General features: G+C 64.6%; 14 protein-coding genes. 8 read left to right on the top strand and 6 right to left on the bottom strand.

Annotation, left to right across the window (positions count from 1 at the left end; translation table 11 throughout):
• Window positions 1-7 precede the first annotated feature (7 nt).
• The 3 genes from folD to ACW179_RS16435 are packed head-to-tail and all read left to right on the top strand — an operon-like array spanning window position 8 to window position 2,677.
• Window positions 8-904, top strand: coding sequence for a bifunctional methylenetetrahydrofolate dehydrogenase/methenyltetrahydrofolate cyclohydrolase FolD (gene folD / locus ACW179_RS16445; RefSeq protein ID WP_492060540.1), 897 nt, complete (start codon window positions 8-10; stop codon window positions 902-904).
• A complete protein-coding gene (locus ACW179_RS16440; RefSeq protein ID WP_492060538.1) occupies window positions 904-1,260 on the top strand; it encodes a c-type cytochrome in 357 nt (118 codons plus the stop codon). The genes folD and ACW179_RS16440 overlap by 1 nt, the downstream gene beginning before the upstream one ends.
• Window positions 1,261-1,273: 13 nt before the next feature.
• On the top strand, window positions 1,274-2,677 hold the full coding sequence (locus ACW179_RS16435) for a D-arabinono-1,4-lactone oxidase (RefSeq protein ID WP_492060537.1): 1,404 nt from the start codon (window positions 1,274-1,276) through the stop codon (window positions 2,675-2,677).
• A 5-nt stretch (window positions 2,678-2,682) separates the two neighbouring features.
• On the opposite strand, the gene ACW179_RS16430 is transcribed toward ACW179_RS16435, so the two are convergent.
• The 3 genes from ACW179_RS16430 to ACW179_RS16420 all read right to left on the bottom strand — a co-directional run bounded on the left by ACW179_RS16430 (window position 2,683) and on the right by ACW179_RS16420 (window position 5,157).
• Window positions 2,683-3,165: an Hpt domain-containing protein gene (locus ACW179_RS16430; RefSeq protein ID WP_492060535.1), complete on the bottom strand. Its 483-nt coding sequence runs from the start codon at window positions 3,163-3,165 to the stop codon at window positions 2,683-2,685.
• Window positions 3,166-3,256: 91 nt separating this feature from the next.
• Window positions 3,257-4,039 (bottom strand): NAD kinase, encoded by a 783-nt coding sequence (locus tag ACW179_RS16425; RefSeq protein ID WP_492060533.1) that lies wholly within the window; start codon window positions 4,037-4,039, stop codon window positions 3,257-3,259.
• Between the two features lie 32 nt (window positions 4,040-4,071).
• Window positions 4,072-5,157, bottom strand: coding sequence for a DUF2336 domain-containing protein (locus tag ACW179_RS16420; protein WP_492064340.1), 1,086 nt, complete (start codon window positions 5,155-5,157; stop codon window positions 4,072-4,074).
• 169 nt (window positions 5,158-5,326) lie between these two features.
• Here ACW179_RS16420 and glpK point away from each other — a divergent pair, with 169 nt between their 5' ends.
• On the top strand, window positions 5,327-6,820 hold the full coding sequence (gene glpK / locus ACW179_RS16415; protein WP_492060532.1) for a glycerol kinase GlpK: 1,494 nt from the start codon (window positions 5,327-5,329) through the stop codon (window positions 6,818-6,820).
• A gap of 167 nt (window positions 6,821-6,987) precedes the next feature.
• Complete coding sequence (locus tag ACW179_RS16410) at window positions 6,988-7,947, top strand: SMP-30/gluconolactonase/LRE family protein (protein ID WP_492060531.1); 960 nt, start codon at window positions 6,988-6,990, stop codon at window positions 7,945-7,947.
• A 44-nt stretch (window positions 7,948-7,991) separates the two neighbouring features.
• Here ACW179_RS16410 and ACW179_RS16405 read toward each other — a convergent pair whose 3' ends face one another.
• Genes ACW179_RS16405 through ACW179_RS16395 form a run of 3 tightly spaced genes read right to left on the bottom strand, consistent with a single transcriptional unit; the run spans window position 7,992 to window position 9,686 of the window.
• Window positions 7,992-8,672 carry a uracil-DNA glycosylase gene (locus ACW179_RS16405; RefSeq protein ID WP_492060530.1) on the bottom strand — a complete coding sequence of 227 codons (681 nt, stop codon included), beginning with the start codon at window positions 8,670-8,672 and terminating at the stop codon, window positions 7,992-7,994.
• The gene (locus ACW179_RS16400; RefSeq protein ID WP_492060529.1) at window positions 8,669-9,097 is read right to left on the bottom strand and encodes a hypothetical protein; all 429 of its coding nucleotides are present in this window, start codon (window positions 9,095-9,097) and stop codon (window positions 8,669-8,671) included. The genes ACW179_RS16405 and ACW179_RS16400 overlap by 4 nt, the downstream gene beginning before the upstream one ends.
• Window positions 9,087-9,686, bottom strand: coding sequence for a LabA-like NYN domain-containing protein (locus ACW179_RS16395; RefSeq protein WP_492060528.1), 600 nt, complete (start codon window positions 9,684-9,686; stop codon window positions 9,087-9,089). Before ACW179_RS16395 ends, ACW179_RS16400 begins: the two co-directional genes overlap by 11 nt.
• Window positions 9,687-9,699: 13 nt before the next feature.
• On the opposite strand from ACW179_RS16395, the gene folK reads away from it, so the two are divergent.
• The 3 genes from folK to ACW179_RS16380 all read left to right on the top strand — a co-directional run bounded on the left by folK (window position 9,700) and on the right by ACW179_RS16380 (window position 13,061).
• Window positions 9,700-10,230: a 2-amino-4-hydroxy-6-hydroxymethyldihydropteridine diphosphokinase gene (gene folK, locus ACW179_RS16390; protein ID WP_492060527.1), complete on the top strand. Its 531-nt coding sequence runs from the start codon at window positions 9,700-9,702 to the stop codon at window positions 10,228-10,230.
• A 135-nt stretch (window positions 10,231-10,365) separates the two neighbouring features.
• Window positions 10,366-10,725, top strand: a complete 360-nt coding sequence (gene rpoZ, locus ACW179_RS16385; protein WP_035049486.1) for a DNA-directed RNA polymerase subunit omega — start codon at window positions 10,366-10,368, stop codon at window positions 10,723-10,725.
• A gap of 152 nt (window positions 10,726-10,877) precedes the next feature.
• The gene (locus ACW179_RS16380; protein WP_492064339.1) at window positions 10,878-13,061 is read left to right on the top strand and encodes a RelA/SpoT family protein; all 2,184 of its coding nucleotides are present in this window, start codon (window positions 10,878-10,880) and stop codon (window positions 13,059-13,061) included.
• Window positions 13,062-13,073: the final 12 nt, after the last annotated feature.

Raw genomic sequence — 13,073 nt, 5'->3', positions numbered from 1 at the left:
GGCGCCCATGTCCGAGGCTAGGATCATCGACGGCAAGGCTTTTGCGGCCGATCTGCGCATGCGGATTGGTGAGGAAGTCGCTGCGCTCAAGGCCGATTACGGGATCACGCCGGGGCTTGCCGTGGTGCTGGTTGGAGAAGACCCTGCCAGCCAGGTCTATGTCCGAAACAAGGGCGAGCAGACCCTGGCGGCGGGCATGTATTCCGAAACCCACCGTCTGGCGGCCGATGTTAGCCAGGACGAGCTTCTGGCGCTGGTCGGCAAGCTGAACGACGATCCTGCGATCCATGGGGTGCTGGTGCAGTTCCCTGTGCCTGATCACCTGAAACAGGCCGACATCGTGGCCGCAATTTCACCCGACAAGGACGTCGACGGGCTCACAGTGACCAATGCCGGCCGGCTGGCCAGCGGCCTTCCGGCTCTGACGCCCTGCACGCCGCTGGGCTGCATGATGCTGCTCAAGGACGTCATCGGCGACCTGCGCGGCAAGTCTGCGGTGGTGATTGGCCGCTCAAACCTGATGGGCAAGCCGATGGCGCAGATGCTGCTGGCCGCCGACTGCACTGTCACTATCGCCCATTCGCGCAGCGTCGACCTGCCGGGAATCGTGCGTCAGGCCGATATCGTCGTGGCCGCTGTCGGTCGCGCGGAAATGGTCAAGGGCGATTGGATCAAGCCGGGCGCGGTTGTTATCGACGTCGGCATCAGCCGCTTCCCGGCGCGAGACCCCGTTGCTGCAGCGGCGGGCAAGACCAGGCTTGTCGGAGATGTGGCTTTCGAAGAGGTCAAGGCCGTGGCCGGCGCAATCACGCCCGTGCCGGGCGGTGTGGGTCCCATGACGATTGCCTGCCTGCTGGCCAATACCGTTACGGCCGCCCAGCGCCTGCACGGTATCGACGCCTGATGCGCGCGGCCGTGTTCCTGAGCCTGGCTGCCTTGTCTCTGGCCGGCTGTGGCGAGAAGGCACCGCCGGCCCCTACTCCGGAGCAGGCTTTGCTGCTCAAGCCCGCCGACACGCGGCTTGCCGGCCTATACGAAACCTCGTGCAAGGCCTGTCATGCGACGCCGGGTGCAGGCGCGCCCTTGGTGCAGGATCGCGCGGCGTGGGATCCGCGCTGGAAACAGGGCGAGGCCGTGCTGCTTGACCACACGATCCAGGGCTTCAAGGCCATGCCGGCCTCCGGGCAGTGCGCGACTTGCGCGCCGGCTGATTTCCGGGGCCTGATACGCTTCATGGCGGGGCGCGAAGATCCCGCGTAGCCGGGGGAACGCGATGATCTCGAGACGAGGCGCACTGGTCGCAGGCGGAACAGGCGCGGCGGTGGTGGCCGCTGGGGGCGGCGGCTATCTGGTCGCAACGCACGACAAGCCCGAACCCGTCTCACCGCCGTCGGTCAATGCCGATGGCAAGTTGCTATGGCGAAACTGGTCTGGCGTGCAAACCGCCTATCCCGCTGCGCGACTGGCGCCCAAGGACGAAGCCGAACTGGCCCTGATGCTTAAGACCGCCGCTGCGCCTATCCGGCCGGTGGGAGCGGGGCACTCGTTCACGGCGCTGGCACCGACGACCGGCGCGCTGGTTTCGCTGGACGCGCTATCGGGGATTGTTGGCTGGGATGGCGACGAAGCGACCGTGCTGGCCGGCACACGGCTTGGCACCCTGGGGGCGGCTTTGGCGGCCAAAGGGCGTGCCATGGCCAACCTGCCGGATATCAACAAGCAGTCGCTTGCCGGTGCTCTGGCTACGGCGACCCATGGAACCGGCTCTCGGCTTCAGGCCCTGCATGGCGACGTCACGGGCCTGCGACTGGTGACGCCCGATGGCCGTGTGATCGATTGCGACGCCACGCGGGAGGCCGATATCTTCCAGGCCGCCAGGGTCTCTCTGGGCGCGCTGGGCGTGATCTCGCAGGTGCGGCTCAAGACTATTCCCAACCGCCGTGTCCGGCGAAAGGTCTGGATCGAGCCATTCCCCGACGCCCTGGCCCAGGCCGAATCGCGCTGGGCGCGGCACCGAAATTTCGAGTTTTACGCCGTGCCGTTCACCGGTTTGGCAGTCGGTATCAGTCATGACGAGACCGACGATCCTGCGGAGGTGCGCGGACCCGATCAGGACACGGCATTCCTTGATGCGCTCAAGGGTCTGAGAAACCTGCTGGGCTTCTCGACGCCGCTGCGCAAGGTGGCGGCGAGGAGCTTGCTAGCCGGGGCAAAGCCCGAAACTGCGGTCGATGAGGGCTGGAAGCTATTGTCGACTGAACGCCCCGTGCGTTTCAACGAGATGGAGTTCCACCTGCCTGCAGAGGTGCAGCTCAAAGCGCTAGAAGAGGTGATGGCGGCTATCGAGAAGGAGCGGCCAGACGTCTTCTTTCCCATTGAGGTGCGGCGGATAGCGGCCGACGAGGCGTGGCTATCGCCATTCCAGGGAGGCGCACGCGGCTCCGTCGCCGTGCATACACACTACAAGGATGACTTTGCGTTTCTGTATGAATTGATTGAGCCGATCTTCCGTCGGCACGGCGGCCGGCCGCACTGGGGGAAGCTACATACGCTCCGCGATCGGCAACTGGCAGGGCTCTATCCGCGCTGGGACGATTTTCTGAAGGTGCGGGCCGAGCTAGATCCGCAGGGGAGGATGCTGAATCCCTACCTGAAGGGGCTGTTTGGCGTGATCTGAAGGGCTCAGCCCTTCAAATACTCCGTCACGCGGCTTTCCAGTTCCTCAGCCAGCACCTTGCCGACAGGGTGGGTGTCGACCTTGATGTCGCCGCGCACAGCGGCCTTGATGGCGTCGATATGGGCGTCCACCAGGAACATCGGCGCCGACAGACGCGTCTCAGGCTCGTCGATCAGCTTGCACAGCGAGGCGGCCATGCGGGTGATCAGTGGGAATTCGTAGGTAGCGCCAAGGCCCTTGAGGTCATGAGCGCGGAGATAAAGCGCCTCGACCGTGATGGGGTTGAGGCCCTGGGTCTTGACCTCCTGTCGCGCGGCTTCGAGCTTGGTGATCTCGTCCTGCAGCCATTGGGCGAAGTTGCCGGACAGGCTCTTGAGGGCGGCTTCCGCCTTGGCGATGGCCGCCATATCGATACCGCCACGTCCGCCCACCTTGAGCTTCAGCATATTCGGGACCTGGATCACCTCGGCGGTGGGCTTGTTCGTCAAAATCGCCTCCCCGGCGTCGGGATTTTCAAGTTGAGTAGCATAGCAGGCGTTAACAACGAATGAGACGTAGGTTTCTGTGCGGCCGAACGCCTCAGGCCGAGAACTGTTCGGCCAGCACTCGCTCGTCCAGGCTGCGCCCCGCGTCGAACAGCATCGCCAGACTGGTGTCGCGATCCTCCGAGATGTGAACTTCCAACACGTCGCGAACCTCGAAATTGTCGGCTACAGCGCTCACCGGGCGCTTGTCGGCTTCAAGGATTTCGAAGGTGATGCGGGCGGTTCGGGGCAGCAGGGCGCCGCGCCAGCGACGGGGGCGAAAGGCGCTGATCGGGGTCAGGGCCAGGACCTGACCGCCGATGGGAATGATTGGGCCATGGGCCGACAGGTTGTAGGCCGTCGATCCGGCCGGGGTTGCGATCAAGGCTCCGTCGCAGACCAGCTCGCCCATACGCACCTTGCCGTCGATGGAGATGCGCAACTTTGCGGTCTGGCGCGTTTGGCGCAGCAATGAAACCTCATTGATGGCCAGGGCGCGGTGGTTGCGCCGGTGGGAGTCGATGGCGGTCATGGCCAAAGGATGGATGACGGCGCGCTCTGCGGCGTTGATCCGCTCCAGCAGGCCGTCCTCGCTGTACTCGTTCATCAGAAAACCGACCGAACCGCGGTTCATTCCATAGATCGGGGTCTGACGCGCCATGGTTTCGTGAAGGGTTTCAAGCATGAAACCGTCGCCACCCAGGGCCACGATCACCTGCGCTGCTTCGTCGCCCACATCGCCGTATCGTGCGGCCAGGCGCTCGCGAGCCTCGTCGGCTTCAGGCCTGTCGCTGGACTTGAAGGTCAGGCGAGTCACGAAGGGTTGCGGCTGGTACATCGCGCTCAAGTGGCGCGAAGCCCGGCGGCTTGTCAAACCGCGCTGACGGCCTGTCTGAACGCCATTGCGGCGATGTCGGGCGTGAATGGGCCAAAGGCGCTACCGGCGCGCCGCGCGCCCTCCGCGCCGCCGCCGGGACGACCAATGTTGAGCTGGCGGACGTGGTCCAGGATCGTGGGGAAAACGCTGCGGTCGATGCTGACAGCTGAACAGGCTAGGGCCAGAAGTTCGGGACGATTGCTGTCGATGGCGCGGCGGATCTGGGTCGGCTCAAAGTTTCCCAGGCGGGCCAGGGCCAGCACGAACAGAGGCAGGCGCCCCTCGCGCAGCACCCGTAGAAGATAGCCGGGCCGAAGCTGACCCGCCGAGTCGAGCTTCTCGACCAGAGATCGCTCCATGTCCTCGCGTTCCTGCTCGGACTCCAGAAGTGCGCCCGATGCTGCATCCTCGCCGCGATGAGCCGCTTGCAAGGCCTCCTCTACGGCCTTGGTCATGGCCTCGGGGTCGAGATGGAAGCGGGCGGTCAGCGCATCGCGCAAGGCGCGGCCGACCCAAAGATAGAGCTGTTCTGCCAGATCGGCTGAAAGGCCGGGGTGTCTGGCCAGGGGCGAGCGTAACGCCACGATATCCTTGGCGCGATCGACCAGTCGTCGCAGGCTGTCGTGCGACAGTTCGGCGGTGTCGTTGCTGGCCAGGGCCGTCAGCACGGCAGGTTCGCCCCGCGCCAGAATGGCCTCAACCACAGAGGCGGCCAGCTTGGGACGGCGCGCAACCTCAATCTGGTGTTCCAGAGTGGCCTGCACCAGCAGGCGAATCAGGTCGTGGTCCTGCAGCACAGGGCTGCGTGCGATGATCGGGCGGGCAATCTCGATCTCGTCGAGAGCAAGGATATTGATCAGGGCCGACGGCGCCCAGGGCGCGTCGGCCAGACGTGCCGACAGGCGCTGACGGATATCGCGCTCGGCCTCGACAACCAGCGTCATGAAGATGGAGTCCAGCAGGCGCTGGACGTCGGGGTCTGCTGGCGCGTCAATCGCCTGGCCTGCTTCGCAAAGCTCGGTGATGCCGGTGAGCAAGCGTTCTCTGTCGCCCGGGTCGCGGCTGCGCGCCAGTGTCAGAAGCTTTGCGGTCTGGACGGCTTGGATGACCAGCCTCCTCGAATCCCGAACTCAATTAACATGAACTTGCCTCGGCCAAATGAAAACATGCTTAAACGGTGAAGCTAGGTGAACGATAAGAACAGCGACGTGTTGTCGCGGGTGCAGCATCAGCAGGGGAAGCGCTGGAATGGCCGAACAACTGATTCTGGCTCTGGATCAGGGCACGACCAGCACTCGGGCAATCCTGTTTGACGCCACAGGCGGAGCGCTGGCGGATGCGACCCGGCCTTTGCGGCAAAGCTACCCTGCCGATGGCTGGGTTGAGCATGATGCCGAGGAGATATTCGCGGCCTGCGTGGCGGTGCTGCGCGAGGCGGTCGAGCGGTCTGGTCGCGACGTGGCAGACATCGCTGCAGTCGGCATCACCAACCAGCGCGAAACCATCGTGGTTTGGGACAAGACCACGGGGCGGCCCATTCACCCGGCCATCGTCTGGCAGGATCGCAGGACGGCGCAGCAGTGCGAAAAGCTGCGCGACGCCGGCTATGAGCCGCGCGTGGCCGAGATCACGGGCCTGCTGCTGGATCCTTATTTCTCTGGCACCAAGATCGCCTGGATCCTTGATCATGTCACCGGGGCCCGAGCGCGAGCCGAGGCCGGCGAGCTCTTGTGCGGCACGATCGATAGCTGGTTGATCTGGCGGCTGACCGGTCGGGCGGTGCACGCTACTGACGCCACCAATGCGTCGCGCACCTTGCTGTTCGACATTCAGGAACAGGCCTGGTCGGCGCCCATGCTGGATCTGCTGGCTGTTCCGGCCTGCCTTATGCCGCAGGTCAAGGACTGCGCTGACAACTATGGCGTGATCACAGCCGGGATTCTCGGGCGCGAAGTGCCAATCCGGGGCGTTGCCGGCGACCAGCAGGCGGCGCTGATGGGGCAGGGTTGCATCCTGCCTGGACAGATGAAGGCGACCTACGGCACCGGCTGTTTCATGCTGATCAACACCGGGGCGACCCGGCCGATCTCACGCTCACGCCTTCTGACCACCGTGGCGGCGCGGATCGACGGAAAGACGACCTATGCGCTGGAAGGCTCGATCTTCGTGGCGGGTGCGGCCATCCAGTGGTTGGGCGAGGGGTTGGGTATCACCGGCGGGCCGCGCGCCGCCGAAGCCCTGGCCCGCGCAGCGCGAAGCGATCATGGCGTTGTCGTGGTCCCGGCCTTCACGGGCCTTGGCGCGCCCTGGTGGGACGCAGGAGCCCGGGGCGCTATCTTTGGCCTGACCCGTGACGCGGGCCTGCCGGAGATCGCCGCCGCCACTTACGACGCCTGCGCTCTGCAAAGTCGCGATCTGATCGAGGCCATGCGGGCCGACGCACCCGAAGCCTTCGGAGACGAGGCCCAGCTTCGTATCGATGGCGGCATGTCGAAAAGCGCCTGGTTCTCGCAGCGCCTCTCCGATCTGACCGGTATGCCCGTGCAGAGGGCCGGCTATCTGGAAACCACGGCGCTGGGGGCTGCTCTGTTCGCCGGTCTGGGGGCAGGGGTTTATGCGTCGCTGGAAGAAGCGGCCGCGGCGCGGCCGGCGGCCGATGGGCTAACCCCAGCCTTGCCGCTGCATCAGCGCGAAGCTGCCTATGCGCGGTGGCTGGACGCCGTGCCGCGCGTCCGCACCTGATTCTTCATGAGGAACGCATAACGCGGGTCGCCAGCCGGTCGGGGCGTTGCTATGACATCGCTGTCATTGCACGAGGAGCCAAACGGATGACGCCGACGCGCAGATCCATCACCTTGGGGGGTGTTACCCTGGGGGCCAGCGCCGCCGTCTTAGCCGGAGTGTTTCCCGTGTCCGCTCTTGCCGCCCGTCCCACCGTGGGCCGAATTCGTCGCCTCTCGCCCGCGCTGGACGCCGTGGCGTCACCTGACGCTGTTATCGAGCAACTCGCTGACGGCTTTGTCTGGTCCGAAGGGCCGGTCTGGGTGAAGGAGGGCGACTATCTCCTTTTCTCCGATGTTCCAGCCAACGTCATCTACCGCTGGAGCGAAGCTGAGGGCGCAAGCGTGTTCCTCAAACCCTCGGGCTATGACGGCCCCCCCACCAAGATCTTTCGCGAGCCGGGTTCGAACGGCCTGGCGCTCGACGCGGACGGGGCCTTGCTTGTCTGCGATCACGGTAATCGCGCGATCTCCAGGGTCGACCTGAAGACCCGCAAGAAAACGATCCTGCTTGATCGCTATCAGGGTAAGCGATTCAGCAGCCCCAATGATCTGGCTATAGCGAAATCCGGAGCGATCTATTTTACCGATCCGCCCTATGGCCTTGAGGGCCTGAACGCCTCACCCGCCAAGGAGATGGCGTTCAACGGCGTGTATCTGCGTCGCCCCGACGGCTCGGTCGCGGTGGTAGACGACAAGTTGACCTTCCCCAATGGTCTGGCGCTGACGCCGGACGAAAAGCGCCTGTACGTTGCCGTTTCCGATCCTGAAGGACCGGTGATCATGGCCTATGACCTGGGTGCCGACGGCCTTGCGACGAAGTCCACGGTCTTTTTCGATGCCATGGCCCTGCTGAAGGCGGGTGGACCGGGCCTGCCGGACGGCATGTGCCTCGATACTGAGGGCCGCCTCTACGCCACCGGGCCGGGCGGTGTGCTGGTGATCATGCCGTCTGGCGAACTGATCGGTGTCATCGAGACGGGTCGTCCGGTCGCCAACTGCGCCTTCGGCGAGGATGGCCATACGCTGTTCCTGACCGCTGACGACATTCTGGCGCGGGTGCGTCTCAAGACCACAGGCCTCGTCTGAGGCATCCGGTGCTGGCGCAAGCCTGGCCGGCCAAGTGACCCTGGCTAGTCGCCGGCGTCGACATAGGCTCTCACCCGCGCGAACAGGTCCTCGAACATCGGGGTGGTCAGTCGGCCGGTGTTCGTGTTCAGGCGTGAGCAGTGATAGCTGTTGAAGACCCGATAAGGTCCGGCCTGGAACTCCGAGCCGTGGCCGGGGAGGCCGGCAGAAGCCTTCAGGCCTATGGCCTTGAGCAGATTGCGGCGCGAAACGTCGCCCAGGGTGACGATGGCTTTCAGCTTCGGAAACATCTCCAGCCGCGCCGTCAGGAACGGCCGGCAGTGGTTCTCTTCCGAGGTCTCGGGCTTGTTGCCGGGCGGGGCGCAGCGGACGGCATTGGTCACCGCGCTACCGATCAGCTTCAGCGAGTCGTCGGGCCGGGCCTCGAACGTCCCTGTGGCGAAGCCGAACTTGATCAGGGTCTCGTAGAGCAGGGCGCCGGCATAGTCGCCGGTGAAGGGGCGGCCCGTGCGATTGGCCCCCTTGCGACCCGGTGCCAGGCCAACGACCAGCAGTCGTGCGTCCCGGTCACCGAACGAGGGCGCGGGGCCATTGAACCAGTCGGGATAGAGGTCCTGGTTCTCACGACGATAGGCCACCAGGCGCGGGCAGAGCGGGCAGTCGCGCGCGGGTTCAGCCGGCGAGGGAACGACCTCGCCGACGATGTTGGAGCGCTGATTGGTCATTTTTGAGGCCTTAACCAGCGGCGAGTCGGCTCCAGTGACATACTCTCCAGAATGTCCGTAGGAATGACGTCGATGTCGATTACGTGTTCGGGCCCAAAGAGGATTTCAGCTCCGCGCACTAAATACTGACTACCGTGGGGGTCGAAGCAGGTGGGTTGGCTGTCGAGCAGCCCGATGTAGCCGTCGCTTCGGATCTTGGTCACAACAACCCACATGCGTTCGGTGTCGATACTAAAAGAGCCGTCTTCCTCCTCGACACTGATGGCAAAAATCAGTTTTGCGCCATGACCGATTTGCAAGGCTTCTCGATCCTTGCGGTCGGGAATCCAAAAGGTGGCCGGCGAGTCAGCGTGTCGCTCTTCTCCCGACTCTAAACACCATCCGTCGCTTGCCAGGTTCGGTGTACCCAAACCTTCAATACTCATCGTCGGCTTCCCGCTCGGCCAAGGTGCGGGCGTCTGTCATGGGGCGCGGCGTGGGCGCGCGTTGCGGGCGGCCGATGATGTTTCCCAGGTCGTTGAGATCGACAAAGTCGTCGGCCTGTCGGCGCAGGTCGTCGCTGGTCATGGGCGGCTGACTCTTCATGGTCGAGACCACGGTGACGCGACGGCCCTTGCGCTGCACGGCCTCGACGACGGCGCGAAAATCGCCGTCGCCGGAAAAGAGCACAAGGTGATCAGCGGCCTCAGCCATCTGCAGCATGTCGACGGCAATCTCGACATCCATGTCGCCGCGCCAGCGCTTGCGGCCCTGACTGTCAGTGAATTCGCGGGCAGGCTTGGTCACCAGGGTGAAGCCGTTGTAGTCGAGCCAGTCGACCAGGGGCCGGATCGGCGAGTAGTCGTCGTTCTCGTTGATCGCGGTGTAGTAATAGGCCCTGATCAGGACGCCGCGCTTTTTGAACTCGTCGAGCAGTTTGCGGTAGTCGATATCGAAGCCTAGTGCCTTGGCGGCGGAATAGAGATTGGCACCGTCGATGAACAGGGCCAGGCGGTCGGTGGGGTAAAAGGTCAACTGCGGGAAATCCTTGAAAAATACGCTGGATCAATATGACCTGGACGCCGCCGTGGTGGTGGCGCTCGGCTGCAATCTGTCGGGAAGCTATACGAGTCGCGAGGCGTTGCTAGACGCCGCGCTCGCGGCATTCCCCGCTGCGGATCTGAACGTCCTCGCAACCTCCGAATGGTGGATATCTGCGGCCTGGCCCGACCCTACCGCCCCGGACTATCTGAATGGCGTTGCCCTGGTTCGAACCCAGCTTGGGCCCGCACAGGTCCTCGCGGCGCTTCACGGGATCGAAGCGGCCTTTGGCCGGGCGCGGAGCGAGCGCAACGCCCCCAGGACGCTGGATCTCGACCTGATCGCCCATGGCCGCGCGGTGATTGATGATCCAGGGCTGACGACGCCCCATCCGCGCGCGCACCAGCGGCTGTTTGTGATGGGGCCCCTTGCGCAGGTCGCGCCTGACTGGCGTCACCCCGTTCTTGATGCGACGGCGGCGCAGTTGGCCGCGAACGTCAACGTCGGTCTTGATGCACGGCCCCTGGGCCTGCGCTGATCGATACTCTGGACTTCCCCTGGCGAAGCGGGCATAAGCGCCCCCTCGCGAAAGATGGGTGACAACCCGAGCGGCGTTGCGTAACGCTGCCTGGACCCTTATTTTGTAGAGCATCACGGCTAGCCCGAGGAATCCATGGCCCGCGTCACCGTCGAAGATTGCGTCGAGAAGGTTCCGAACCGCTTTGCGCTGGTTCTGCTGTCAGCCCACCGGGCGCGCGGCATTTCGGCCGGCGCGGCGCTGCTGGTCGATCGCGACAACGACAAGAACCCGGTCGTCGCCCTGCGCGAGATCGCCGACGACGTCGTCGACCACGAAGGCCTGAAGGAACAGCTGATCAGCACGCTGCAACGCGTGGATGAGCACACCGAGGCCGAGGAAGAAGCTGAGACCCTGGCCCTGCTGGCTGATCCGAGCCACATGCAGATGAGCGAACTTGAACTGGTTCGCGCCCTGCAGAGCGACCGCGACGGCGGTCAGGAGGAGCGGTACTGAGCCCCGACGGCGCAGACCCTCTAATCCTTGAAGCGGCGCCCGCCGCCGCTCCTTCCGAACGCGCGTCCGTCGATTCCCCTTCCGGGGTCGATTCGGGCGCGTCTTCGTTTCAGCTCTCGAGCGATGCCCCGGCCGCCAAGCCGCGCCAGAAGATCCTGCGTCAATATGAGTTGATCGAGCGGGTCCATTCCTATGACCCAACCGCAGACGAGGCGCTTCTCAACCGCGCCTACGTCTACGCCATGCGCATGCATGGCAGTCAGACCCGCGCCAGCGGCGACCCCTACTATGCGCACCCGATCGAGGTGGCCGGCATCCTGACCGAGTATCGGCTGGACACCGCCACCATCGTCACGGCCCTGCTGCATGATGTGATCGAGGATACACCGGTCACCCGCGAGGATATTGCGGGCTTGTTTGGCGAAGAGATCGCCGAGCTGGTCGAAGGCGTCACCAAGCTTTCCAAGCTGGAACTGCAGGCTGAGCATTCGCGTCAGGCCGAGAACCTGCGCAAGTTCATCCTGGCCATCAGCAAGGACGTCCGCGTTCTGCTGGTGAAACTCGCCGACCGTCTGCACAACATGCGGACGCTGCATTTCATCAAGACGCAGGCCAAGCGCGAGCGGATCGCTCGCGAGACCCGCGACATCTACGCGCCCCTGGCCCGTAATATCGGCTGCCACCGGATCTGCACCGAGCTGGAAGAGCTTTCGTTCGAGCACACCAATCCGGTGGCCCGCAACGCCATCGTTCGCCGGCTGGACACCCTTCGTGCCGAGCAGGGCGGGGCGGTGGCGCTGGTCAGCCAGGAGATCTCGGCCCGCCTCGACGCCGCTGGCCTGCCGGCCAGGGTTTTTGGACGGGAAAAGTCGCCCTACTCGATCTGGCGCAAGCTGCAGCGCAAGTCGATCGGCTTCTCGCAGATGTCCGACATCTACGCCTTCCGCGTGATCGTCGACAGCGAGGAGGATTGCTATCGGGCGCTCGGCGTTCTGCACCGGTCTTGGTCCAGCGTGCCCGATCGCTTCAAGGACTTCATCTCGACGCCCAAGCGCAACAATTACCGCTCGCTCCACACCACGGTAGTTGGCCCGCGCGGCATGCGGATCGAGATGCAGATCCGCACCGAATCCATGGACCGCGTCAACGAAGAGGGCGTGGCGGCGCACTTCCGCTATAAGGACGCTTCCTACGGTCTTGACCTTGAAGGCATGGAAGCGGCCGGCGGCCGCGACCCGCTGGCCAATCTTCGGCAGCTGGTCCAGGTGCTGGAACATGGCGGCGACGCCGAGGAACTGGTCGAGCACGCCAAGCTCGAGATGTTCCTTGACCAGGTTTTCGTGTTCACGCCCAAGGGCAAGTTGGTCAGCCTTCCGCGCGGCGCCATGCCATTGGACTTCGCCTATGCCGTCCATACCAGCGTCGGCGACACCTGCATTGGCGTGAAGATCAACGGCGAGCTGAAGCCGCTGCGGACGGGCCTCAACAACGGGGACGTGGTCGAGGTTATCCGGGGCTCCAAGCCCGTGGTGCCGCCCGACTGGCGCTCGCTGACTGTGACCGGTCGCGCGCGTTCGGCCATTCGCCGCCATATCCGCCAGACCGAGAAGGAAGAGTTCCTGCGTCTGGGCCGCTCTTCGGTGGAGCAGATTTTCGAGCGGGCCGGCAAGAAGCTGAAGGACGTGTCGTTGCGACCGATCCTGGAGCGTTATGCGCTGGACAGCGAAGAGAGCCTCTTCGACGCTGTCGGGCGGGGGCGTGTTTCCCCCAGCCAGGTGCTGGAAACGGCCTTCCCCGGCATGAAGGACAGCGACATGGCCGCTGCCTTGGCCCGTCGCAAGATCGAGGGCGGCAAGGGCGCGCGGCTCTATGTGCGTGGCGGCGGCCTGACCCCCGGCGTGTCGCTGCACTTCGCCCATTGTTGCAGCCCGGTTCCGGGCGATCGCATCGTCGGGATTCTTCGCGAGGATGGCACCTCGGGCCAGGACGGGGGCCTGGATGTCCACACTATCGATTGCCCCAAGCTCGCCGACTACGAGGATCGCGAGGATCTCTGGCGCGACCTGAACTGGACGCCCGAGGCCGAGCGCGAGACTGTTTCGCTCACACGTCTGCACGCCACGATCCAGAACGCGCCTGGGGTGCTGGGGCAGGTCTGCACGATCATCGGCGAGGCCGGCGGCAATATCGTCAATCTGCGCATGCACCATCGCCAGAGCGACTTCTTCGACACCGACATCGATGTCGAGGTGCGCGACGCCAAGCACCTGACCAACATCTCGGCGGCGCTCCGGGCCTGTCCGTCGGTTGAGACGGTGGATCGGACCCGGGGTTAGGCCTCGCGAGTG

Source organism: Caulobacter sp. AVps18, assembly GCF_058681425.1.
This window is presented reverse-complemented; position numbering and strand designations above follow the sequence as displayed.